The sequence below is a fragment of the Neobacillus niacini NBRC 15566 genome, assembly GCF_001591505.1.
In the GTDB taxonomy this organism is placed as follows: domain Bacteria; phylum Bacillota; class Bacilli; order Bacillales; family Cytobacillaceae; genus Neobacillus; species Neobacillus niacini.
Map to the genome: position 1 here is coordinate 69,355 of NZ_BCVA01000019.1, position 26,128 is coordinate 95,482.

A 26,128-nucleotide genomic window follows, 5' to 3' on the forward strand; every position below is an offset into this window, starting at 1 on the left:
GATTAAGGGAGCATGGAAGGATGTTATGAAGCAATTAATAGAAAAGGAGAATTTAAATGAATCTTATTGCACGTAAAGAAGTACCGGAAGAAGAAACATGGAATTTAACCGATATTTTTCCTTCTGATCTTGAATGGGAAAGTGCGTACTTAGCCGCTGAACAGGAATTAGATGAAATATTAACAGGAATGATTTTTTTATCCAGCTCACTTGATATCCTTAATTTTTTACGGAAATACGATGATTTAATGGAAAGACTTGAACGTATCACTAGCTATTGCTTTTTCAAATACTCAGAGGATGAATCAGATCCGCTAAATCAAAAGATGATGGGTCGATCTCAATTATTATCTGGTAAAGGAAATAAGGTATCTACGAAACTTGTTAATGGGTTAATAGCAATACCGAAGGAGGCTATGGCAAAATACGTGGATGAAGAAAAGGATCTTCAAATATTTGAGCGATTCTTACAAAGGGTTGATGAAACACGTCAGCATTCATTATCTCCAGATATTGAGGAAACTTTGGCATCTTTAGGTCAAACCTTAGACTCTCCTGAATCCATCTATCTTACCGTTACTTCTTCGGACTTGAAGTTTGAACTAGTAAAAGATATGAATGGCAATAACGTACCTGTGTCTTTACACATGTACATGACCCAGATTGAAACTTCTCCAGATACAATCCTACGAAGAAATGCATATCAATCCTTAAAGAAAGGATTAAAGGGTTATCAACATGGACTCGCAAAAACTTTATCCAATGAAATAAGTAAACATGTGTCTTTATCAAAGTTACGAGGTTTTCCATCTGCTCTTGATATGCACCTTCAGTTTTCACCGGCCTCAAATAACTTTTATTCGACAGATGGGATCACAACGGAGTTTTTTGAACAAGTTCTAGATACGTTTCAAGAAGGGCTTTCACCACACATGCAGAGATATGCACGTTTAAGAAAAAGTCAGCTCGGCTTAGATACACTTCATTTTTCCGATGTGAAAGCGCCTTTAGATCCTGATTTTGATCCTCCAATAAGTTATAAGGAGGCAGGGGAAATTATCACTGAGGCTGTAGGCGTACTAGGTGCTGAGTATCAAAATGAAATGCGTAAAGCATTTTCAGACAGATGGGTTTATAGAGGAGATAATATTGGACGAAGAATGATCGCTTTTGGGGGAGGAGTTCATGGGGTCCATGGTTATTCCTTCTATCCGTGGGGTGGAAACTTGTTTGATATGCTCCTATTAAGTCATGAGCTCGGGCATACTATACATTATTCACTTTCAGCTAAAAATCAACGAATTATTAACAATGCTCAATCAATGTTATTTGTAGAATCACCATCGACATTGGTTGAACATTTAGTAGTTGACTATTTACGTGAACATAGAAATGAACCAAGGCTAAATCGCTGGTTAAATATGTATTTGATGATGAGTTATCATCATAACTGTGTCACTCATGTTTTGGAAGCTGAGTTACTGCGCAGACTCTACAAAATGGCTGAGAATAAAGAACCATTAACAACCTCTGTTATTAGTGAGACTAAGGGAGCAATTTTATCTAAATTCTGGGGAGATACCGTGGAGATTGATGATGGGGCAAAATTAACATGGATGAGACAGCCGCATTATTATATGGGCTTGTATCCATTTACGTATTCAGTTGGTATCTCTGCTGCAACCATCATTGCCCAGCGAATAAAGTCAGAAGGTCGTGCCGTTGGTGAACAATGGACAAATGTACTTAAAAAGGGTGGCAGCATGAGGGGTCTGGAATTATATAAAATGGCAAATCTGGACATGTCAAATTTAGACGTTATTAAACAGACAATTTCATACGTGGGAACAATTGTTGATGAATTGGAGAAAAGTTTTTAGCATCATTCGATGTCCAGATATTTTAACAATTAAGCTTTAATATGTTGATTTACTCCTAAAGTTAAGTTTTTATTCATTTCTACCTTGTTAAATGATTTGCCGCAAAAGTAATAAATGAAATAGGCAGCAGTACTAGATAGTACAAGAAATGAGATTGGGATAATGAAAGTTAACATGATCACAACTGTCAGTATGAATATTCCAAGAAGCGATATTAATGGATGCCCTAGTGAAAATAAAAATGAATTTTTAATCACTTCCAACCAGTTTAATTGGTAATTTACCATTATAGGGAAAATGAAAACGGATGTGTAAAAATATAAAATAATAATGATTAGCAGAAATGGCATTAAAACCATTTTAATAGAACCATCCATTTGAAAGCCTACAACTACGTTAAACATAAATAAACTACCTAAAAGGGTCCAGACAACGCCTAATATTAAACCGTGTTTAACATTATCTTTAAAAAGAGTAAAAAACATTTTGGTTGTACTTGGCTCTTCTTTCCTTAACCAGCTTCTTACCACGCCAAACATGGCAGCTGTTGCGGGGAATATGGTAATAACAGGTAAGCAAAATAAAAACCAAAGAAAATTGAGCAGCAAAAAATCAACAATCTTATTAAGAAAGCTGTAAAAACGATTATCCAAATTAAACATACATTTTCTCCCTATATTGAATTATTGTATGACCTTACTATTATAGTAACAAAAACATTATATTTTCTCAATATTATGAATTATTACTTCAAATAAATTTTTATAGTAAGAACAAGGAGGATTATTAAATGAATGATAGACTTCGAAACTTGCAACAGTTTTTGATAGAACATCAATTTGAATGTGGATTAATTACCTCTAAACATAATATCTTTTATCTATCGAATTTTGATTACGAGCCCCATGAACGTTTTATTGGAATATTTGTTTTTCCAAACAGGAAATCATTAATGGTTGTTCCGGCAATGGAAGTGGCAATGGTCAAAGAGGCAGGGTGGGAAAACGAGATTATTAGTTATACAGACACTGATAATGTCTGGGATATAGTGAGAGATACCGTTAATCAAATACAAACATTAGCAATTGAGAAACAGGAAATTTCTTATTTTTATATTGAAAAGTTACGAGAATTACAGCCGTCGTTACGATTATCTTCTTTAGATGAAAAATTAAACAATATGCGTTTGATCAAAAGTGATGATGAGTTGGACAAATTGCAGACAGCCGCAGAATATGCCGACTTGGCAGTGGAGTTTGGGATTAAGTCTTTAAAGGAAGGAATTTCAGAAATTGAAGTAATGGCAGAAATTGAATTTTTGTTAAAGAAAAAAGGGATAAGGGAAATGTCCTTTCCGCCTGTGGTTTTATTTGGAGAAAATGCAAGCAATCCTCATGGCGTTCCTGGGAAAAGGCTCCTCCAAAAAGGAGATGTAGTGTTATTTGATTTAGGAGTTAAATACATGGGCTACTCATCAGATATTACTAGAACAGTTGTTTATGATCATGCAAATGAGGAATTTGTAAATATTTATAATACAGTATTGGAAGCAAACCTAGTAGGAATTGATGCCTGCAAGCCTGATATTCGTATGGGTGATATAGATTTGGCAGCCCGAACGGTCATTGTTAATGCTGGTTATGGGGACCACTTTCCTCATAGAATAGGCCATGGACTGGGAATTGATGTACATGAAACACCGTCATTAACTCTGAATAATAATGGTGTGTTGAAAACAGGAATGGTGTTGACGGTAGAACCCGGCATTTATATAAATGGAGTTATGGGTGTGCGTATTGAAGATGATGTTGTTATTACAGAAAGTGGAAGCAGTGTATTTACTAAATTTCCTAAAACGTTGCAAGTAGTTTTACCAGGGAAAACTATATGTTATTCAAAATAAAAATCACTAAATAACAAACAAAAAAGGGACAAACAAATGTTGCACTTGTTGTCCTTTTCTTATGATTTTTTATATTTTATAGTTGAAAACAGAAACCGTTCCCATGAAAGTTTTTTTATCCTAGTGAATGACTGGACTTTTTATCATTTCTCTCGCTGCTAGAATGGCTTCTTCTTTCGCTTTTTCAACAATTTCAGATACCTTTTGAGGATATAGGTCTAACGCTTCTGCAATAATGGTATCCATTACCTCAATACCAAGGAAGTTAAGCGCAATTCTTAAATAACGATCTCCACTTTCTAGATCCTTCATTGGTGTTCCAGTGTATAGACCACCGCGGGTATTGATATGAATAGCTTTTTTACCAGTCAGGAGTCCTTTTGGACCAGTTGCTGTATGAGCAAACGTTTTACCAGCAATAAACAAATTGTCTAAGTATGCTTTTAAGACTGCTGGGGAGCTGAGGTTCCAAATAGGTGAGACGAAAACAAAGTAATCAAAAGAAAGGAATTCATCAGCAATTGCATGCATTTTAAGAATTTTTTCTCTTTCACCTTCGGTTAACTGATCTAGCGTATAGCCATACCCCGCTAATTTACCTCTTGCAGATACTAATTCCGCGTCCATGTGAGCAATATCTAATGTAAATAAGTCGATTGTTTTAATTTCTGTCTCCGGACTTTCTGCTTTTATCGTTTTGATAAAAGCCTCACCGATTTTTAATCCTTTTGATTTCTCTATCCCTTTAGGATTAGCAGTAATATATAATAATTTTCCCACTCTAACACATCCAATCCAACTTGATAACATCATTACTTCAATTATAAGTAAAATTACTTGTTCATTTTTGAACAATAAGTGAAGTTCTTGAACATTAAGTGTCTAAAAACAAATACATATTCATTAAATTGTTAGAATTTTATAGAGATATATAAGTAGGAATACAATATGATTATGTTAGGATCAATTAAAGAAATTATTACTAAAAGGCGGAAATAAACATGAATCTGCAAGATTCTCACATGAATAATGAAAGTGAATTAAAGAAATTACGCAGAAAAGTAGAAGAATTGGAGGCGAGAGAAAAACAACTAATAAAGAGTCTTCGCTTAAATCACTCTCTGCATTCCAAGATTCTTGATGCCTTACCAATAAATGTTTTTTTAGAGGATTCTGAAGGGCGAACGATATTTGCAAATAAACAAACTTGTAATGCCCACGGTGTTAAGGCTGAAGAACTTGTTGGAAAAACGGTGTTTGACTTTTTTCCTAATGATATTGCTGAGAGACAACGGGAAATAGACTTAGAAGTATGGAAGAAGCGTACTCTTCAAACGAATGAGGTAGCTTTGGAATTTCAAGGAAAAAAAGGGTATATGCATACTGGAAAAACAATTATCCATCTTGAAGAATCAAATGAAGATTATTTGCTTGGATTTGGGGTGGATATTACGGATTTAAAACATGCAGAAGAGAAAATTTCACATATGGCTTATCACGATCCCTTAACCGGATTGCCTAATCGCTGGTTTATAAAATCCTGTTTTAAAAACCCTGATACGAATGATAGCCTATTGATGAAAGGTGTTTTACTGCTTGATTTAGATCATTTCAAATTAATTAATGATAGTCTGGGACATGAAGCAGGAGATCTGTTATTAATATCTGTGGCAACTAGATTAAGAGAAGTCATTAGGGATGATAATGTTTTAGCTCGATTAGGCGGTGATGAATTTATTATTCTACTTCCTCACTTACTCTCAGAAAATGAGGCATATGATGTTTCGGACGAGATAATAAAAGGAATGAAAGAACCCTTTAATATTTATGGGCAAAATTTTATGATTTCGCCAAGCATCGGCATCAGTTTGCATCCTATACATGGAGAAGACTTGGAAACATTAATAAAAAATGCAGACCTTGCGATGTATCACTCTAAGGAGCGGGGAAGAAACGGCTATTCCTTATTTACACCTGAAATGAGGGAAAGCGCTATTATTCGCATGAATGTACTGAAAAAATAAGAAAGAATCGGTCACACAATTGAGTGAATCGATTCTTTCTTTATTTTGTACTTATTAAATTACAAACAAAATAACAAAATACACAGCCATGGTTATAAGCCCAACGGGAACCCCGAAACTTGCCCATTCCTTACTAGTAATGTTGAGTTTTCCTGCTGCGATAATATTTGGGATATTCCCAGGGATTAGCATACCCCCACTAATAATAAGACCCATTAAAACAGCCTGGATGGTTGATTGGTCCATTGCTGGACTAATTTCAGCTGCCGCTAGTGTAGCATTATCTAAAATAGCGGAAATCATATTAATCCAATATAACAACGTTGGGTGAAGCCCAAGAATATACTCATTTATTAATGGTTCAAAACCATGTCCTAAGAATGTTAATCCCATGACAAACAAGTAAATTTTAGCAGATCGAATCAGTATTTCTTTATAGCTTTCTACTTTTTGTTCAGACGTTAAACCGTCAGTGCTTTCTTGGGGTTTAACTAAAAGGATTGTCAATATCCCTAAGATAACTACGGCTGAGATTACTTCTGGACCGATTAATTTGAGCAAATAAAAAAAGTCTTCATTTAACTTACTAATGGTAATGGTAGCTAAAGGCTCGCCGATGGGGGTGAGAGCGGCGCCAAGACCTATTGAAAAACATGCTAAAACAGTAAAGCGAATCTCAGATTTCCGGTCAAGCGGAAGTACGTTAATGATAATAACGAGTACAATTGCAGCGATTATTGCCGTAATGATGCTAGAGGCAAGACCTAAAATAATTACGGTTAGCCCGAAGAAAATCCTAGGAGAAAGAATTCGGTTCACCCATAAAATTGATTTTTCCAGCTGTACCTGCCCCCATTTACAGACTAATCCTGCGATTAATACAGCTAAAGTAATAGTAATAGGATCAATCAGGGCTTTTTCAATTAAATGGAGATTCATCATTCCACTAACCAAAGCCGCCGCAATACCCATCACAAACAAAAAGATTTCTAAATTGTGTTCAACCTTTTTTACGGAAAAAGGCAAAAATAAAACCAAAATTAAAATAATTACTAATCCAATCATCCATACCAATCCCTTATCTTTTTTGTCTTATGTATAATCTATTATAAACCTTCTCGTTAAATATTAGGATATTAATAAATATATATTATATCTAACTATATTATCTTAAATATTTACACAAAAGTCTAAAAATTCTCCATTAAGATAGAAATCATTTTCATATAAAATGATGGCAAGTAAATTTGCCTTTATTAAAAATTGGAGGATATTAGTATGAAAAAGTATGTAATCTGCGGTGTCAGCAATCGGGCATTAGAAATGTATATTAAACCACTCGTTAATGAGTTTTCAAGAGAAAATGAAATTGTTGGATTACTAGATTCTGACCCGTTGCGATTTACCATTTGTAAAGAAAAATATCCGCAGCTAGACCAAGTATCTACCTTCAATCCGGAACAATTTGATACGATGATCAATCTAACGAACCCAGATTATGTCCTTGTGACGGGGAGGGACGATACGCACATCGAATATATTTTAAGAGCACTTCAAAAACAGGTGAATGTGATAACAGAAAAGCCAATGGTGACAAATGCAGCGGATGCCTATAAAGTAATGCAGGCTGAAGTGCAAAGCAAAGGGAAAGTCATTGTTACATTTAATTATCGGTATAGTACATTTCACCGAAAAATTAAGGAAATGATTCTTGAAGGGAAAGTGGGAAGAATCACTTCTATTGACCTAAATTGGTATATAGATACGTACCATGGTTCTAGTTACTTTAAAAGATGGAATCGGAGCCGTGAAAATTCTGGTGGCTTATCCATTCATAAATCTACCCATCACTTTGATCTTATTAATTGGTGGTTAAATCAAAAACCAGAAGAGGTATTCGCTTACGGTGCTTTGAATTACTATGGACAAGATGGTGAAATGAATCCTCTGAAGGAATCTGGTCGTTTTTGCGGGACTTGCGATGTTAGGAATGACTGCAGTTATTTTAAGCGATGGAATCCCCGAATCGGTTCCACAACCGTTAGGGACGACCACCTTTTAGCAGGTGTATATGAAAAAGAAGTACCGTATACAAATTATCGACCGGACGCATGTATTTTTGATGAAGAAATTTCGATTGAGGATACGTATGTAGCTGCAGTGAAATATGACGGCGGGAGTATGCTGAGTTACTCGATTAATTTTTCAGCACCATATGAAGGATATCGCTTGACTATTAACGGTACAAAAGGAAGAATTGAAACAACCGAGTACCACGAACCTTCTCGTATTCCGTTTGAATATCCTGAGCAAAAGATAGATTATTTTCCTCTGTTTGGCGGAAAAGAAACGATAGAACTTGTCAAAGAACCCGGCGGACATGGAGGAGGAGACCCTATTCTTTTAGCCGACCTATTCCTCGGTCCAGACCCGGGCCGTAAATATGAGATATTAGCAGGATCAGAAGCAGGTGCCTATTCTATCGCAGTCGGTGAAGCAGTATGGCGTTCAGTTGCAGAAAAGAAGCCGGTTAATATAAAAGAAATTTTGTTTCAATCCGACCAACAACTAACCAAGTTTTAGAACGATAATGGAGAGAAAAACATACTATTCGTTCAGTTGAACTTTTTAGTATGTTTTTTTCATTTTTCAACGAGATGACCTTTGCACGCAGCTTCAAAATGAGTAGAATTATTTTATACTTTTAGATAGTGGCTATGGAAAGAGGAGACTAAAACATGTTTAGGAAGAATCTTAGAACTTCTGTGATGGCTGTGATCGTAGTATTTGGATTGTTGCTTACGGGTTGCAGAGGTGAAAACTCAGTCCAAAAGTCAAACTCGAATGAAAATCAACGAATTAAAATCGTCTTTTGGGACGATAATACAGGACCACAACGGACGCCGATTTGGGAAAAATTAATTACTAGGTTTGAAGAAGAAAATCCCACTATTGATGTCGAATACATCGGATTGCCTAAGGACTCAGCAAAAGCGATGTTTGACGCGGCTATCGCTTCAGGGGAAACACCTGATGTGGCTAGTGTTTATGCCAGTTGGCTGCCGGAGTTTTCGATGCGTGACGCATTGTTGCCGTTAGATACTTATTTTTCCAAATGGAGTGAAAAGGATAAAATAAATAAAGGTGCGATAGGGTTTAATAAACGCATGGTGAGTAATCAAAAGTTATACGGAATTCCATATACACAAAACCTCGATATCCTCTGGGTTCGGTCGGATTGGTTTAAAGCGGCCAATTTGAACACACCTGATACGTGGGACGAGTTCTTTCATGCCGTTGAAGTGTTAACAGATAAAACGAATAATCGTTATGGGTATACTATACGTGGGGGAGCAGGTGGTTCTTTCCAGTTACAACGGATGATGTATGCCTACTCGGGCATTGGAACATTCTTCAAAGATGGGAAAAGCACAATCAATGACCCGAAGCATGTGGAATTCTTAAAGAAATATTTTGCTTTGTATCAACACTATACGCCCATTAACGATATTACAAACGATTATAAGGCAATGATTGCTGGATTTGATTCAGGGTCAATTGCGATGTTACAACATAACATTGGATCTTTTGCGGAACATAACGAATCATTGGACTCCGGCCAATTTCAAGCGATTCCCTTACCAAAATCAGTTAAAGGTCATTATGTAGCAGAAGACGGCAACACCATTGGTATTAGTATTTTTAAAGGAACTAAGTATCCGCAGGAATCATGGAAATTTATTGAGTTTATTAATTCGGAAGAAGCGCAAAGCTTTTGGAATCAAAGTGTCGGTCAAATTCCTACTAATTTAGATGTGCTAAATGAGGACTGGATTAAGACCTCACCGCATATTCGGACTGCCCAGAAGGTTTATAATGACCCCAATACTATTCTTTTTGAGCCGCCATTCTACCTCTCGGAATACCGTACGATACTAAATACGATTGTTGATACGGGTACACAATCGGTACTAAGTGGAAAAATGACCGTGGAAGAGTTTTTAGAGAAGTGGGCAGAAGCAATGGAAGCGGCAAAGGAACAATACGATAATGATTTGATAAGCCAAGATTAATTTAGGCACTCGCAGCACTAAAGCAGCGGGTGCCTTCTTTATTTTTAATTATATTTTGAAATATCTTAAAATTTTAATCAATCATCTTAAAATCTTTAATTATTTAAGAAACCGTTTTCATTTATTATAAAAAACAGAGAGGAGGAAACTAGATGAGTTTATCACAAGGTGTTACTGAAACGGTTATTAACAGTGAAAAGACGGTAAAACGAAAGAATATCAAGAAGGATAGATGGGTTCCCTACCTGTTTATTCTACCCTCTTTCCTAATTATCTTAGGTTTTCTTTTTTATCCGATAGCGACTGTATTCTATTACAGTGTTCAACACTATGATGTGTCGGCGCCCTATTATAATGGCTTTGCAGGTTTAGAGAACTTTAAAGAAATATTCACGAATGACAAGATGTTCATACCTAGTTTAATAAATAGTTTGAAATGGGTTGTAACGGAAGTTGGTTTACAATTAGTGTTTGGTATGATCCTCGCCCTGTTGTTGAACCAAACATTTAAGTTTAGAGGGTTAGTACGTGCGGTGGCTTTTATCCCTTGGGCAATTTCAGGGGTGCTGGCTTCAACTATGTGGTCATTGATGTTTAACGAACATATGGGTGTACTTAATGATTTACTTATGAAATTAGGGATTATTGATGAGCCGCAGGCATTCTTAGCAAGCACTTCAACAGCTTTTACATCGGTGATTATAGCTGAGTTGTGGAGGGGTATTCCGTTCTTTGCGATCACTTTACTAGCATCATTATCTAGTATTCCCAATGAACTATATGAAGCGGCAAAAGTAGATGGTGCGAGCAGATGGAAGTCATTTATTTATGTAACATTACCACAATTAAAAAATACCATTGTTCTCACAACATTACTTAGAGTAGTGTGGGAGTTTAATAACGTGGATTTATTGTTCAACTTAACGGGTGGTGGTCCTGCACATTCAACCACAACACTTACCATGTATATTGCAGATTTAGCAGTTCACGGAAGCAATTTTGGATACGGATCAGCATTAACGGTCGTTTCATTTGGAATCTTACTAGTTTTCGCCATCCTTTATCTGAAACTATCACGATATGAAAAGGAGTGATTTGAAGGATGTTAACAGCAAATAAAAAAGTCGACAAACTATTAACTCTATATCTTCCTTTAACAATGTTGTTGAGTTTTACCATCTTTCCAATCTACTGGACAATAAATACAGCTTTCAAACCTGAAGGGGATATCATTAAACGTCCGCTGCAGTACTTGCCGGTAAACCCGACCACTGAAAACTTTGTCACTGCTTGGACCAATGTCGGATTTGCTACCTTCTTTAAAAATAGTTTAATCGTTGGGGTTTCTACGGTTTTGGTTGTGCTTATCTGTTCGACTTTGTCAGGATATGCATTAAGCAGATATCAGTTCAAAGGAAAACGCAGTTTTATGATTATGTTGTTATGTACTCAATTCATTCCAAGAGCCATGATGATTATTCCTTTGTTCGTTATTTTCAAAAATCTAGGGTTAATCAGTAATCCACTTTCACTGATTATTACCTATACAGCAATCGAAATTCCGTTTACAACAATCTTGATGAGTGGATTTATCTCAAATGTTCCGAAGGAGTTAGAAGAAGCGGCGATGATTGACGGGTGCTCGAAACTTCAATCACTCCGGCATGTGGTATTCCCATTGTTGCTGCCTGGTATTGTGGCAACAGGCGTATTTACTTTCATTTACACTTGGAATGAATTTTTAATCGCACTCATGCTGACAAATCAACAATCAAAGTTTACGCTCCCTGTTGGATTAAGTACCATGCTGGGAGAATTTAGTATCAATTATGGAGCTTTGGCAGCTGGAAGTGTAATCGCTTTAATTCCTGCAGTTATCTTATTTGCCTATGCACAGAAGCACCTAGTAAATGGTATGGGTGGCGCTGTAAAAGGATAATTATAAAAATATTTAAGGGGGAATTACCATGTTTAAGAAAAAAATGACAACTTCTTTGCTTGCATTAACACTGGGAACAAGTATGTTACTTGCAGGGTGCGGTGGTGAAGAAAAAGCTGCAACAAAAACGACTAAAAAAGCAGAAACCAAATCTGAGGAACCTGTAACACTTCAATTTTGGGACGAAAATGCTGGTCCAGCACGTACTCCAGTTTGGGAAGAAGTCATTAAACGATTTGAAGAAAAGAATCCTAATATTGATGTTGAGTATGTTGGGATTCCGAATAGCTCAGCTAAATCAAAATATGACGCTGCTATTGCAGCAGATGATACTCCGGATATTGGCTCTATGCAAACAACTTGGCTGCCAGAATTCTCGATTCGAGAGGCTTTGCTGCCACTAGATTCCTATTTCAAGAAGTCTGAAATCAGCAAGAAAATTAACCCAAGTGCTACTGGTGTAAATAAGAAAATAACCCAAGATGGAAAGCTATATGGTATTCCATATGCACAGAATTTAGATGCCTTATGGATTCGTACAGACTGGTTTGAACAAGCTGGTGTACAGGAGCCTAAAACATGGGATGAATTCTTTACAGTGATCGAAAAGATGAGAGATGAAGCCAATAATCGTTATGGATTTACAATCCGCGGCGGTGCAGGTGCGTCCTTCACCATTCAAAGAGCAATGTTTGCTTATAGCGGTTTAGACTTTTTTGATAAAAACGGTAAGACAAACATCAATGACCCTAAACACGTAGAATTTGTTGAGAAATATTTCTCTTATTATGACAAATTAACGCCAAAAAGTGATATCACAAATGGCTATAAAGAAATGATTGCCGGCTTTGATACTGGTGTTGTAGCAATGGTACACCACAATCCAGGTTCTTATGGCGAGCACAATAAAGCATTACCTGCAGGTTCTTACAAGTTAATTCCACTGCCAACAACAGAAAAAGGTCAATATGTTGCAGAAGGTGGCAATGCAGTTAACCTAGCAATCTTCAAATCAACAGAACATGCTGATGAAGCATGGAAATTTGTAGAATTTGTTAACTCAGAAGAAGCACAAAGTTATTGGAATCAACAAACTGGTCAAATTCCTACAAACTCTGATGTGTTAGATGATGAATGGGTACAAGACGCACAGCATATCAAAACAGCATTTGAAGTTTACAATGATCCTGATACAAAACTATATGAGCCGCCGTTCTATCTGCCAGATTATCGTGCTATTCTTGATGGCGTCGTAGACCCAGGGGTACAAGCAGTGATGAGTGGAAAAATGTCAGCAAAAGACTTCCTAGATGAATGGGCAAAAGCGATTGAAGATTCTAAAGAAAAGTACGACAAAACATTTAAAAAGTAATTTAATCCACATTCTGGGTGTTGATTTCTATTAACACCCAGTTCCCTTAAATAAAAGAAAAAAATAGAGAAGGAGATCAAGAGAATGGGAAAAACTACAGATAAAATCAGAACAGAAACACCTCTAATGATGGCCGAAAAAGCTTGCCAGACATTAATGAAGACTTTCCGTGCTGAGGATTTACCTCCAGTAAATTGGTTCCATTATCACCAAGGTGTTTTCCTATATGGAATGTATAGAGTATGGCAAGAAACAGGTAAGGAAGAGTATTTTAACTACATCCAAGCATATTTTGATCATTTAATTGATGAGGAAGGAAATGTCATCTTTGAAAGAGATCAATTAGACTCTATCATGCCGGGAATTCTATTGTTTCCTCTATATGAAAAGACGAAGAATCCAAAATATATGATTGCGGCAAAGAAATTAAGAAGCGCCTTAAATACCATCAATAGAACCACTGAAAATGGTTTCTGGCATAAGGAAAAATACCCTTATCAAATGTGGTTAGATGGCCTCTTTATGGGTGGACCATTTATGCTTATGTACAGCAAGCATTTTCAAGAAGAAGAATTGGTTCAGCATGTATTGCTTCAGGAAAAGCTTATGAGAAAACATATGACAGATCCGAAGACTGGTTTGCTATTCCATGCCTGGGATGAGAAAAAAGTCCAGCCATGGGCAGATCCAGAAACAGGCTGTTCACCGGATTTCTGGGGTCGTTCAGTTGGCTGGTACGGGGCTGCACTGATTGATCTGTTAGAGGTTTTGGGTGAAAAGAAACGTGGTCAAGAAGAATGGATTCATTCCCTGCAAAGTTTCATTCCTGCTATCGTGAAATTCCAGGATGAACAGTCTGGACTTTGGTACAATGTGATCGATAAAGGAGACCGTCCAGATAACTGGTTAGAATCCTCATGTTCAGCTCTCTTCTTGTACTTTATTGCAAAGGCTGTTAAGCATGGTATTGTTGATGACTCTTATCGTGAGGTTTGTGATCAGGCCTATGCAGGTTTATTAGAGCATATGGTTGAAAGTGATGATTCTTCTTTCACATTAAAAGGAATTGTGATCGGAACGTCTGCAGGCACATACGATTACTATGTATCACGCCCAACATCTGAAAATGACCTTCATGGAATGGGTGCCTTTATCTTAGGCAGCATGGCGTTACATGATCTCTATAAAGAAAATTAATAGATTTATAGAAAAGCCATAAAATAAAAGCTTCCATTTAAAAAATGGGAGCTTTCTACTCTTTAACCTATTACATTAAGGAGGTTTATTATGATGGATGTTACTTCAATGAAGATTGATGGCTCTCAGCCAATCAAGTTATTGCCTGCTAGGTCATGGCGGACCTACTTAGGTGGAAAACTATTAGATGAACTGCATGGAATGAGTGACCCAAAGGATAGTCGTTACCCTGAAGAATGGATGATGTCGATTATTTCTACCAATAGAAATGCGGACCGACAACATTTAATAGATGAAGGATTGAGCAAGGTAGACCTGCCTGACAGGGACATCTCCTTGAAGGATTTAGTGGATAATAATCCTGTAGAGTTCTTAGGGAAAAAACATCTCGAAAAGTACGGTAAACAAACTGGAGTATTGGTTAAGTTGATTGATACCGCAGAGCGTTTAATTATTCAGACCCATCCAGACAGAAATCAAGCTCAAGAGCTTTTTCATTCTTTGTATGGAAAAACAGAATGCTGGCATTTTGTGGGCGGCAGAGAAATCGACGGCGAACCTCCCCATGTATATATGGGCTTTAAACCAGGTGTCACGAGAGAACAATGGAAGTTATTGTTTGAAGAACAAGATGTTCAAGGCATGCTTGCTTGTTTACATAAATACTATGTCCAGCCTGGAGATACATTCTTAATTGAAGCGGGTATTCCACATGCGATTGGTTCTGGCTGTTTATTGGTAGAAATCCAAGAGCCTTCAGATATTACCATCCGCTTGGAAAAAATATCACCTTCAGGATTAAAAATTGATGAGTTCTTAATACATCAAGGCCTGGGATTTGAAAAGATGTTTGATCTATTTAAGTACGACACTTTTACTAGAGAAGAAACGCTAGAAAACTGGCAGGTAGTTCCTGAAATGGTTACAGAATTAGAGGGCAGTAAAGAAATCGAACTCATTGGTTATAATCGGACACCATATTTCAGAATGACTCAATTGGAAGTTCAAACTGAAACTGAAGTACAGGGGGACGGAATATTTTCAGGATTATATATACTATCTGGCAAGGCCGCCGTCAAAGCAGGTGAAGAACATCTGTCTTTAAAAAAAGGTGACCAATTGTTTATTCCTGCCCAAGTTTCCAGTTTTTCTATTGTAAATAATGGTAAGGAAGCAGTTAAAGCATTAAGATTATTTGGTCCAGATGTAAATTAGACTCTAGCGGCTAGATTTTTATCTGGCTGCTGTTTTTTTTATCCAATTGACCGATAATTTCGTATTATGATAAAATGCGGAAAACGGTTACAATAGGATAATAGAATATTGAGAATTTACTTACTAGCAGGGAGTTTCTTCTATGACAGCTGTAAAGATTAAAAACTTTATTCGCAAACATTTCTTCTATTCTTTTAAATCCACCATTAATACTCTCTATTTACCTATCATGATCCTTTTTATATTGATTACAGGATGGGTTTCATCTTTGCTAGCAACTGCACAAATAGAAGAAAATGCCTATAAAAACGTAAATGATACGATTTTTCAAACGAAGAATTATTTAGATAACATGCTGGCAGATGTTTTTCAGCAGCTAGTCTCCTTATCGAATGATCCTAGAATTTTATCATTAGTAGATAAAGAAGTCTCTGAAATTAAGCCGGAATCTTACGTAGAGATAGATAATAACCTAAAGCTTATTTATTCAAGATACAATGTCATCCTCGAGTCCGTTCTTGTTAACCATAAGCAAAATGGTTTTTTACTTTACCATACCAGTTATAATTCTAATCCATCGATAAATTATGAGGAGTATTTTACAAATTTTCATGGAAACAAAGAAGGTTTCTATTGGAGAAACATTCATGATGACCAGGAATTTAATAAAAATAATCAGGTAATGTCAATATTTCGATTGATTGAAAAGAATCAGTCATCCTCAAAAGGGATTGTTTTATTTAATTTACGTGCAGAGTTTTTTGAACAGGTATTGAATAAATCGTTAATCGGAGAGAATGGATACCTGACACTTATAAGTCCAGATGGAATTTATGAATCTAAAACTGTAAAAAAGAAATACAAGTTGGATAACCCAACTCTTCACTCGCTGCAAAATCTTAAAGACGAAGCAGGGGAGTTCTCTTACGAAAATACCGCTGGGGAAGATATGATTGTCATATACGATACATTAAGTTCAAATAAGTGGAAAATAGCAGCTGTAATTCCACAAGATGAAATCTTAAATAAGGTAAATTACATCAAAGATTTCACCATTCTATTGGTCGTGTTGATGATCCTATGTGCGATTATAATTACAAACATAGTAGGGAAATATATTTCGGATCCATTTAAAAAGATGGCCAAACAAATGGGAATGATTAATAAAAAAAATCTGGACTTTGATGTTGAAATGTCGGGTCCTGAAGAAATGAAAATCCTGCATACGGGCTTTAAAGAATTAATTATTCGAATTCATACACTAATGGATCAAATTCGATTAGAACAAGAAGAGAAACGACAATTGGAATTTGCGGTCATGCATGCTCAGATAAATCCTCACTTTCTTTATAATACGATGTATTCAATTAAAGGATTATGTGATATGGGTCTGAATAAAGACGCTAGTCAAATGATTAGTGCCCTCGCCAGCTTTTTTCGAATCGGAATTAGTAAAGGAAGGGAAATCATTTCCATCCATGAAGAAATGGAGCATATTCAGCATTATTTGTTTATTCAAGAAATGCGCTATGGTGATGATTTTTCCTATGAAATTGAAATTGACAAAGAAATTCTTTCCTATAATATTATTAAACTTTCATTGCAGCCTCTGATTGAAAATGCCATCTACCATGGGGTAAAGCAAAAACGCGGCCAGGGTAAAATAACGATTCGGGGATATCAAGTTGGAGATACCATCCATTTAGAGGTTCGTGATAATGGAAATGGAATTCAACCACAAAGATTAAAGGATATCTTGCTGGAAATACAAGCAGCGTATCAGGATAAAAAGAAGTATCTTGGTATTGGTCTGCAAAGTGTAAATGAACGAATTAAAATTCACTTCGGAAACGAATACGGTTTAACGATTGCAAGTGAACCTGGTAATGGGACAGTCGTTAGCATTACGATTCCCAAAACAAAAGGGGAGATTAATGAGCATGCATAAAGTAATAGTTGTAGAAGATGATAGAATTATTCGTCGGGGCATATGCCAGGCAATCCCATGGGGAGAGCATGGATTCGTTGTAGCGGGAGAAGCAGGAGACGGTGAGGTGGCACTAACGTTAATTGAAAAGGAACAACCGCAAGTCGTCGTTTCCGATATAAATATGCCTTTTATGAGTGGTTTAGAAATGGCGAAACGGATTAAAGAAAAGAGCCCTGAGACAAGAATTATTTTTCTGACGGGGTATGAAGATTTCAAATATGCTCAAGAAGCAGTTAAGTTGAAGGCGTTTGACTATCTGTTAAAGCCTGTGGATTCGGCATACTTGCTAAAAAAAGCCAAGGAAGCAGCAGCTGATTGGGAAAAAGAATCAGTGAAAGAAAAAAGAATCATAGAGTCCATGCCTTTACTGCAGCAGAAGTTTTTTCAAAAGTTGATTCGAGAGGGAGATTACCGGGTTGATATTGAAAACGAGCTGCTAGGGCTAGATGTTCAAATCGAGGGTCCATTCTATGCCGTTATTCTTGTTAAGAATACAATTGAACTCGATCTTGAGGGACATTGTTTTAAAGAAAAGATTACGAGTTTTACTTCTTCCTATTTTAATGAATTAAATTGTTTGGTGATGAATGCGGATGTAGGTGAATATGCAATCCTTTTATCCTTAGAAAACGACCATGATTTAAGGAAAGGAGAATTAGCCCAAGCTTTGTTTAATTATCTAAAAAAAGAACTAGATCAGTCTATTACCATTACACATGGACGAGCATATCCTAATCTATTTGAAGTCGGTAAATCTTTTTTAGAAGCCAGGGTAGCTATGGATATGAGGCATATTATGGGTACGGGCAGAGTAATTTCTTTGGATGAAACCGTTTCTAAGTGTGATAAAAAAGAAAATCTTATCCATGATTTAGAGATGAAATTAGAAAATCATATCAAGGCTGGTTTACCAGAAAAGGCTAAAGAAACACTGATAGATTTAAGTACCGCGATAGTGGATAGAAAAAGTGTTGCTTTATCGGATTTAAAAGTTCTAGCTTTCAAATTTAGCACCATGTTATTTTTTGAAATCGAAAAATGGAAAAAAGAAGATACAACAAATAGCTTTAATTCATCCGATGTATATAAGGATATCATGGAGTTATCAGCTCTGACAGAAATGACAGATATTCTAAATAGTCTAATTCAACAATGGTCTACGGCCATGTTTAAAAAGAAGGAAAAAAATTATTATAGTCATGTTGACCAGGCAATCAAGTATATGCAGGGGAATTTTCATGACAGCAGTTTAACGCTGCAAAAGGTGGCCGAGTTAATTCATGTCAGTACCCCCTATTTAAGTAATCTTTTTAAAATGGAGAAAGGGTTTAATTTTGGGGATTACTTGTTAGAGTTACGAATGAAAAAAGCAATGGAACTATTAGGAGAGGGTAATATTAAAACCTACGAAGTTTGTGAACAAGTAGGTTATAGTAACCCACAATATTTTGGAATCTGTTTTAAGAAATATACAGGTGTTACACCAGCAGAATTTAAGAAAAAATTTATATAAATGGCGCAAAAAAATCCGTGTGGAAAATCCCATTCGGATTTTTTCAACATTATCAAATTTTTAAGAAAATTGTTTAAGATTTTAAGGACTTTGTCGAGATGAATTGTAACCCCTTTCATTGATTAATATAATCAACCTGTAAGTTAATGAACGGTATATGACTGGAGGATGGATATGGCTGCAAATATAGGAATCCGGGCACATGATATTGAAGACCCATCAATCGAGAATGTAGTTACTATAATAGCAAATAAAGGACTCAGCTCTGTTCAGTTAGCACTAGGTAAATCCCTAAAGGATATCAATTCTGAATTAGGAAGTTTAAGTCCCGGTTTTGCTCAAACGATACGACGTTTATTTGACAAGAAGGGTATACAAATTGCTGTTTTAGGCTGCTATTTCAACATGATTCATCCTGACCACACAGAAAGAAGAAAAGGAATAGAGCGATTCAAGGAACACCTTCGGTTTGCAAGAGATTTTGGCTGTAGTATTGTCGGAACAGAGACAGGAAACGTGCAGGCTGAAATCGTTTATACAGAAGAGAACTTTACAGAACAGCCGTTTCTGAAGGTAGTCGAGAGTGTCAAGGAGCTCGTAGAAGAAGCAGAAAAATTTGGAGTAATAGTAGGTATCGAAGGAGGAATCAATCATCCAATTCATTCACCTGAGCGGATGAAGAGATTACTAGATACTGTTCCATCTAATAATCTTCAGGTGATATATGACCCTGCCAACTTCATATCCATTGATAATTTTCTTAATCAAGAAAAAGTTATCCAAGAAGCATTTGAGTTGTTTGGAGACAGAATGGTGATTTTACATGCGAAGGATTTTGTCATTGAAGATGAACAGGTCAAAATCGTTCCGGTAGGTCAAGGATTGTTAAATTATAATTTTCTATTTAACTTATTAAAAAAGAAAAAACCATTTATCAATATTTTAATGGAAAGCACACAGGAACCATACATAGATGGAAGTGTTGATTTCTTAATCGAAAAATACGGAAGTGCAAAGTTAGAAATAAAATAAAAAACATAGAAAGCCGGGTGCCGCGATGCAAAGCTTCATGGATGATAATTTCTTACTAAACAATGAAACATCGGTTATTTTGTATCATGAATATGCAAAGGATATGCCAATCATTGACTACCATTGCCATTTAAGTCCGAAGGAAATATATGAAAATAAGAAGTTCAAAAACATTACCGATATCTGGTTATCTGGAGACCACTACAAGTGGCGGTTAATGCGCAGTAATGGAATTGATGAAGAGTTCATTACCGGCAGTGCCAGTGATTATGATAAGTTTCTAGCTTGGGCAAAAACGGTTCCAATGACAATTGGAAATCCATTGTTTAATTGGACCCATTTAGAATTACAACGATACTTTGGAATTGACCAGTTGTTGAATGAGGATAGTGCACCGGCTGTTTGGGAGAAAGTGAATGCTTTACTCAATAGTGAAGGCTACGGTGCTAGGGATTTTATCAAAAAATCGAATGTACAAGTGGTGTGTACCACTGATGACCCTATTGATAGCCTTGAATTTCATCAACTTTTAAAAGAAGAGTCCGATTTTGATGTAAAGATACTGCCAAGTTTTCGCCCGGATAAAGGACTTGAAATTAATCGCGATGGCTATCTAGAGTGGGTGAATAAGCTCCAAGAAGTTTCTGGCAGCTCGTTTGATACGTATGAAGGTTTTTTACAAGCACTTGAATCAAGAGTTCGGTTTTTCCATTCCGTTGGCGGAAGAGTTTCGGACCATGCGATTGATGTCATGATGTATGCTGATACAACAAAAGAAGAAGCGGCACGGATTTTTAAAGACGCCTTAGAGGGTAAGAAAATTTCAATTGAAGATGAAAAGAAATATAAAAGCTACACGTTAACTTTCCTCGGAAAACTATATTCCGAACTAGGCTGGGCCATGCAGTTCCATATTAATGCTTTAAGAAATAATAATTCAAGAATGTTTAACCAATTAGGACCAGACACAGGCTATGATTCTATTAATGATGAAGAGATAGCGAAGCCATTGGCGAAATTATTAAATGCGATGGAGCAGGACAATGCCCTTCCTAAAACGATTATTTATTCGTTAAATCCTAATGATAATACGGTTATTGCAGCAATGATTGGTAATTTTCAAGGCGGCGGCATTCCGGGGAAAATACAATTTGGAACCGCATGGTGGTTCAATGATAATAAATCAGGGATGCTGGACCAAATGCAGGCATTAGCCAATGTGGGATTATTTAGCCGTTTTATTGGAATGCTGACAGATTCCAGAAGCTTCCTTTCCTACACAAGACATGAATATTTTAGAAGATTAGTCTGCTATCTCATCGGTGAATGGGTAGAAAATGGCGAAGTTCCGAATGATACCGAATTCTTAGGCAAGATTGTCCAAGGAATTTCTTATGATAATGCAAAAGAGTATTTTCAATTTTAAATGCCCCAATTATAAGGAGGAGCATTCATGGAAGTTTTAACTAATAACTTAGTAAAGCAACGCCAAAAATACCCTGAGAAAATATTGCAATTTGGTGAGGGGAATTTTTTACGAGGTTTTGTTGACTGGCAAATTGATGTCATGAATAAGAAGGGGATCTTTAACGGCAGTGTTGTCGTTGTCCAACCACGTGGGCAAGAGAAAATTGAGAAATTAAATGCACAGGATGGACTGTATACACTCTACTTACAGGGGATGAAAAATGGTGCAGCGGTTCAGGAGAATTCTATTATTACCAGTATTAGTAGAGGCATAAATCTTTTTAACGAATATGATCAGTATCTTCAATTAGCAGCGAATAAGGAGTTAAGGTTTATTTTTTCAAATACCACAGAAGCGGGAATAGTCTTTGATGAAAATGATTGTTTAGAAGATCGCCCACAAAGAAGTTTTCCTGGAAAATTAACCGCCTTTTTATATGAGCGCTACAATGCTTTTCAAGGTGATAAGGACAAGGGGTTGATTATTATCCCATGTGAACTAATTGAGCGAAATGGTGAAAGGTTAAAAGAAATCGTCCTAAAATATGCAGACCTTTGGTTTCTTGGAGATGATTTTGCTCTATGGATACATGAGAGTAATATATTCTGTAATAGTCTTGTTGATCGAATTGTTCCTGGCTTCCCAAGGGATAGTATTGAGGAAATAACAGAAGAGCTTGGATATCAAGATAATCTACTAGTGGTGGGTGAACAATATCATTTATGGGTAATCGAAGGTCCGCAATCGATTGCGGAAGAGTTTCCAGCACATTTGGCGGGACTAAATACTTTGGTGGTTGATGACTTGACACCCTATCGGACAATAAAGGTGCGTATATTAAACGGTGCGCATACGGCGATAACACCAGTTTCCTACTTATATGGTATCAATACTGTTTCTGAAGCGATTGAGGATTTAGTGACTGGACAATTTGTCAAAGAGCTTATTTATGAGGAAATTATCCCGACGCTGAATCTTCCAATTGAAGAATTGCATGCATTTGCAGAGGCTGTGTTAGACCGTTTTAGGAACCCATTTATGCAGCATTTTCTATTAAGCATTTCACTTAATTCGATGTCTAAATTTAAAACAAGAGATTTGCCTTCCTTATTGGACTATTACAATCGGAAGCGTCAATTACCCAAAAAACTTGTTTTCTCTCTAGCAGCTCTTATTTCTTTTTATAAAGGAACAAGAGGGGAAGAAGAGATTCCTTTAGCAGATGATCAGGATGTACTTGATTTATTCAACTTACAATGGAGTCAATACAATGGGACAATCGACAGCATTAAGGACATTGTAACGAATGTATTAAGATACGAGAAGGTTTGGGAGATGGATTTAAACCAAGTTCCTGGACTAACCGCTGCTATAACGAAGGATCTCTTCGATATTGAAACAATGGGAATGAAAAAGGCCCTTGAATCCGTATTAGGACAGAAAGCAGCCAACTAGCGGGAGGGAAATCTAATGTTGGATATCATCCAGATCCATAAACAAGACAATGTTGTGGTTGCCTTAAAAGATTTATCAGCAGGTCAAACCTTTACTATAGATGGGGAAGCGATCACACTAAAAGAAGATGTGCCAAGAGGACATAAGGTAGCCATTAATAACATTTCAATCAATGAACATATCATTAAATATGGCTATCCGATTGGGCATGCCATGAAAGACATTTCTGCAGGGGAATATATACACACACATAATACAAAAACGAACTTAGATGGTATTCAGGAATATCAATATAATCAAAAGCTAAACACCACTCTATATGAAAAAGAAAACCTAACATTCAATGGATTCAAAAGAAAAAATGGTAATGTAGGAATTAGAAATGAACTGTGGATCGTCCCGACAGTAGGTTGTGTAAATGGTGTCGCCGAAAGAATGATTAAGCTGTTTGAAAAAGAAGTAGGCGATATTAGCCCTTTTGAAAATGTCTTAGTCTTAAAGCACAATTACGGCTGCTCACAATTAGGTGACGATCATGAAAATACGAAGAAAATTCTTAGGGACGCGGTGATGCACCCAAATGCTGGCGGAGTATTAGTCCTAGGTCTAGGCTGTGAAAACAACAATTTATATGAATTCAAAGAAAGCTTGGGAGAATATGATGAAGATCGAGTAAAGTTTTTAGTCTCTCAAGAAGTGACGGATGAAATTGAGGCCGGTGTTGAACTGCTTAAGGAAATTTATGAGCATGTAAGGGACGACAAGCGGGAAGCAGTACCTTTATCACAATTAAAGGTTGGTTTAAAATGCGGTGGTTCGGATGGATTCTCTGGGATTACAGCGAATCCGTTATTAGGTAGATTCTCCGATTTCTTGGTATCCCAAGGCGGAACGACGGTGTTGACAGAAGTCCCTGAAATGTTTGGTGCAGAAACGATTTTGATGGAACGGGCGGCAGATGGTGAAGTATTTGAAAAAACCGTTGAATTAATTAATGAATTCAAGGAGTATTTCATACAAAATAATCAACCAGTCTATGAAAATCCATCACCAGGAAATAAAGCCGGCGGTATTACTACCCTGGAGGATAAATCACTTGGATGTACGCAAAAAGCAGGTACATCGGTTGTAACGGATGTTCTTAAATACGGAGAAACGATCAAAAAAGAGGGTCTAAATTTATTAAGCGCCCCAGGAAATGACCTTGTAGCATCTTCCGCATTAGCTGCGGCCGGGTGTCAATTGGTACTATTTACAACGGGCCGCGGAACACCGTTTGGCGCCTTTGTTCCAACAGTAAAGATTTCCACCAATACCCCAATCTACGAGGCGAAGCCGCATTGGATTGACTTTAATGCCGGCGTACTGTTGGAAAAAGAAGCAAATGAAGTACTGCGGGAATTTATTCATTACATTATCAAAGTGGCAAGCGGTGAATGGGTGAACAACGAAAAAAATGATTTTAGAGAAATTGCTATTTTTAAAACAGGAGTTACTTTATAGTAGGTCGAGGAAAAAACGATTAGGTGACACCTATCGTTTTTTTTGTATGCTAGTGATTGGATTGTACTTTGCGGGAGTAAATTAATTTGTCCGGACACACTTAATTCGTTAAACTAGAGAAAGAGTGTAAGAATCATCCGAAAATCTATTTAGGAGTGAGCATTGAATGAATAAAAGAGTAGTGGTTACAGGTGTTGGAGCAGTCACTCCTTTGGGAAATGATGCTCATACATCATGGGAACAAATTAAGAATGGTGTTTCCGGGATCGGCCCTGCAACCCTTTTTGATGTAGATACGGTCGACGTCAAGATTGCAGCGGAAGTTAAGGGCTTTGCGCCAGAAGAGTTTATAGACAAAAAAGAAGCCAGGAGGATGGGGCGTTATAGCCAGTTTGCTATCGCAGCAAGTCAAATGGCGGTTAAAGACGCAGGAATCCAAATTGGAGAGGGGATTCAACCAGAAAGGGTCGGAGTGTGGATTGGATCAGGAATTGGCGGCTTGGCCGAATTCGAGGAACAACATCGGAAGTTTATTGAAAAAGGTCAAAGAAGGGTCAACCCGTTTACGATACCGATGTTTATTCCTGATATGGCGGCAGGACAAGTATCCATTTCACTTGGTGCAAAAGGAATCAACAATTGTTCGGTTACAGCATGTGCGTCAGGTGCTAATTCCATTGGTGATGCATTCCGCGTGATTCAAAAGGGGGATGTGGATGTGATGATTGCCGGCGGAACGGAAGCAACCATTACTGGGATGACGGTGGCGGGCTTCTCAAATATGACCGCACTTTCAAAAAATCCAGACCCGGCTACAGCGAGCAGACCATTTGATAAGAATCGTGATGGATTTGTCATTGGGGAAGGCGCAGGTATCATCGTATTAGAAGAATTAGAACATGCATTAGCTCGCGGTGCTGCCATTTACGGAGAATTAGTTGGGTATGGGGCTACAGGTGATGCCCATCATATAACTACTCCAGCACCCGAAGGAGAAGGAGCAGGCAGAGCAATGAAATTAGCATTAGCTGATGCTGGTATTACCCCTGAACAAGTTGACTATATCAATGCTCACGGCACGTCCACCTATTATAATGATTTGTTTGAGACGTTAGCGATTAAAGATGTTTTCAAGGAACATGCCTATAAATTATCTGTTAGTTCTACAAAATCGATGACCGGCCACTTGTTAGGTGCAACTGGTGCGATAGAGGCGATTTTTTCTTTATTAGCAATCAAGGATGGAATCATCCCGCCAACCATCAATTATCAAACTCCTGATGAACAACTAGATTTAGATTATGTCCCTAATACGGCAAAAAAGAAGAATGTTCAAGTAGTTTTATCCAACTCATTAGGATTTGGCGGCCATAATGCCACCTTGATTTTTAAGAAATTTAACGCATAAAAATTATTGTCACTATAAGAGCTCTAATAATGACCGAGTTGTTTGGAAATTTGAAGTTATGGTCACCAAAAGGGCTCTGTTAGTGACCGATGCACTCGAAGAATTGAAGTTAAGGTCACTAAAAGGGTTCTTTAGTGACCGAGGCACTCGAAAAAT

Annotated in this window: 20 protein-coding genes; 17 read left to right on the forward strand and 3 right to left on the reverse strand. The window is 37.0% G+C overall.

Annotated elements, in window-relative coordinates:
* Positions 1 to 56 precede the first annotated feature (56 nt).
* Positions 57 to 1,880, forward strand: a complete 1,824-nt coding sequence (locus BANA01_RS15220; RefSeq protein WP_034676422.1) for a M3 family metallopeptidase — start codon at positions 57 to 59, stop codon at positions 1,878 to 1,880.
* Between the two features lie 29 nt (positions 1,881 to 1,909).
* On the opposite strand, the gene BANA01_RS15225 is transcribed toward BANA01_RS15220, so the two are convergent.
* The gene (locus tag BANA01_RS15225) at positions 1,910 to 2,542 is read right to left on the reverse strand and encodes a YesL family protein (RefSeq protein ID WP_063253683.1); all 633 of its coding nucleotides are present in this window, start codon (positions 2,540 to 2,542) and stop codon (positions 1,910 to 1,912) included.
* 128 nt (positions 2,543 to 2,670) lie between these two features.
* Here BANA01_RS15225 and BANA01_RS15230 point away from each other — a divergent pair, with 128 nt between their 5' ends.
* Positions 2,671 to 3,783 (forward strand): M24 family metallopeptidase, encoded by a 1,113-nt coding sequence (locus BANA01_RS15230; protein ID WP_063253684.1) that lies wholly within the window; start codon positions 2,671 to 2,673, stop codon positions 3,781 to 3,783.
* 120 nt (positions 3,784 to 3,903) lie between these two features.
* Here the strand turns inward: BANA01_RS15230 and BANA01_RS15235 are convergent, their stop codons facing one another.
* Positions 3,904 to 4,563: an FMN-dependent NADH-azoreductase gene (locus tag BANA01_RS15235; protein ID WP_063253685.1), complete on the reverse strand. Its 660-nt coding sequence runs from the start codon at positions 4,561 to 4,563 to the stop codon at positions 3,904 to 3,906.
* 221 nt (positions 4,564 to 4,784) lie between these two features.
* Here BANA01_RS15235 and BANA01_RS15240 point away from each other — a divergent pair, with 221 nt between their 5' ends.
* Positions 4,785 to 5,807, forward strand: coding sequence for a GGDEF domain-containing protein (locus BANA01_RS15240; RefSeq protein WP_034676415.1), 1,023 nt, complete (start codon positions 4,785 to 4,787; stop codon positions 5,805 to 5,807).
* 54 nt (positions 5,808 to 5,861) lie between these two features.
* Here the strand turns inward: BANA01_RS15240 and BANA01_RS15245 are convergent, their stop codons facing one another.
* Entirely contained in the window at positions 5,862 to 6,872 is a 1,011-nt protein-coding gene (locus BANA01_RS15245) for a DUF1646 family protein (RefSeq protein ID WP_174524429.1), read from the reverse strand.
* Between the two features lie 213 nt (positions 6,873 to 7,085).
* On the opposite strand from BANA01_RS15245, the gene BANA01_RS15250 reads away from it, so the two are divergent.
* From BANA01_RS15250 to fabF, 14 genes are all read left to right on the forward strand, one after another.
* Entirely contained in the window at positions 7,086 to 8,390 is a 1,305-nt protein-coding gene (locus tag BANA01_RS15250) for a Gfo/Idh/MocA family protein (protein ID WP_034676420.1), read from the forward strand.
* 155 nt (positions 8,391 to 8,545) lie between these two features.
* Positions 8,546 to 9,880, forward strand: a complete 1,335-nt coding sequence (locus BANA01_RS15255; RefSeq protein WP_063253686.1) for an ABC transporter substrate-binding protein — start codon at positions 8,546 to 8,548, stop codon at positions 9,878 to 9,880.
* 152 nt (positions 9,881 to 10,032) lie between these two features.
* A complete protein-coding gene (locus BANA01_RS15260; protein WP_034676407.1) occupies positions 10,033 to 10,974 on the forward strand; it encodes a carbohydrate ABC transporter permease in 942 nt (313 codons plus the stop codon).
* An 8-nt stretch (positions 10,975 to 10,982) separates the two neighbouring features.
* Positions 10,983 to 11,819: a carbohydrate ABC transporter permease gene (locus tag BANA01_RS15265; RefSeq protein WP_034676409.1), complete on the forward strand. Its 837-nt coding sequence runs from the start codon at positions 10,983 to 10,985 to the stop codon at positions 11,817 to 11,819.
* A gap of 28 nt (positions 11,820 to 11,847) precedes the next feature.
* A complete protein-coding gene (locus BANA01_RS15270; protein WP_034676410.1) occupies positions 11,848 to 13,191 on the forward strand; it encodes an ABC transporter substrate-binding protein in 1,344 nt (447 codons plus the stop codon).
* Between the two features lie 84 nt (positions 13,192 to 13,275).
* Complete coding sequence (locus tag BANA01_RS15275; protein WP_063253687.1) at positions 13,276 to 14,388, forward strand: glycoside hydrolase family 88/105 protein; 1,113 nt, start codon at positions 13,276 to 13,278, stop codon at positions 14,386 to 14,388.
* A 90-nt stretch (positions 14,389 to 14,478) separates the two neighbouring features.
* Positions 14,479 to 15,603: a type I phosphomannose isomerase catalytic subunit gene (locus tag BANA01_RS15280; protein ID WP_218008400.1), complete on the forward strand. Its 1,125-nt coding sequence runs from the start codon at positions 14,479 to 14,481 to the stop codon at positions 15,601 to 15,603.
* 142 nt (positions 15,604 to 15,745) lie between these two features.
* On the forward strand, positions 15,746 to 17,551 hold the full coding sequence (locus tag BANA01_RS15285) for a sensor histidine kinase (RefSeq protein ID WP_235847158.1): 1,806 nt from the start codon (positions 15,746 to 15,748) through the stop codon (positions 17,549 to 17,551).
* Positions 17,544 to 19,106: a response regulator gene (locus BANA01_RS15290; protein ID WP_034676398.1), complete on the forward strand. Its 1,563-nt coding sequence runs from the start codon at positions 17,544 to 17,546 to the stop codon at positions 19,104 to 19,106. Before BANA01_RS15285 ends, BANA01_RS15290 begins: the two co-directional genes overlap by 8 nt.
* A gap of 174 nt (positions 19,107 to 19,280) precedes the next feature.
* Positions 19,281 to 20,138 carry a sugar phosphate isomerase/epimerase family protein gene (locus BANA01_RS15295; protein WP_034676400.1) on the forward strand — a complete coding sequence of 286 codons (858 nt, stop codon included), beginning with the start codon at positions 19,281 to 19,283 and terminating at the stop codon, positions 20,136 to 20,138.
* 25 nt (positions 20,139 to 20,163) lie between these two features.
* Positions 20,164 to 21,564, forward strand: a complete 1,401-nt coding sequence (gene uxaC, locus BANA01_RS15300) for a glucuronate isomerase (protein WP_034676403.1) — start codon at positions 20,164 to 20,166, stop codon at positions 21,562 to 21,564.
* 27 nt (positions 21,565 to 21,591) lie between these two features.
* Positions 21,592 to 23,061 carry a tagaturonate reductase gene (locus BANA01_RS15305; protein WP_063253688.1) on the forward strand — a complete coding sequence of 490 codons (1,470 nt, stop codon included), beginning with the start codon at positions 21,592 to 21,594 and terminating at the stop codon, positions 23,059 to 23,061.
* Positions 23,062 to 23,076: 15 nt separating this feature from the next.
* Positions 23,077 to 24,564, forward strand: a complete 1,488-nt coding sequence (locus BANA01_RS15310; protein WP_034676394.1) for a UxaA family hydrolase — start codon at positions 23,077 to 23,079, stop codon at positions 24,562 to 24,564.
* Between the two features lie 166 nt (positions 24,565 to 24,730).
* The gene (gene fabF / locus BANA01_RS15315; RefSeq protein WP_034676396.1) at positions 24,731 to 25,972 is read left to right on the forward strand and encodes a beta-ketoacyl-ACP synthase II; all 1,242 of its coding nucleotides are present in this window, start codon (positions 24,731 to 24,733) and stop codon (positions 25,970 to 25,972) included.
* Positions 25,973 to 26,128 lie beyond the last annotated feature (156 nt).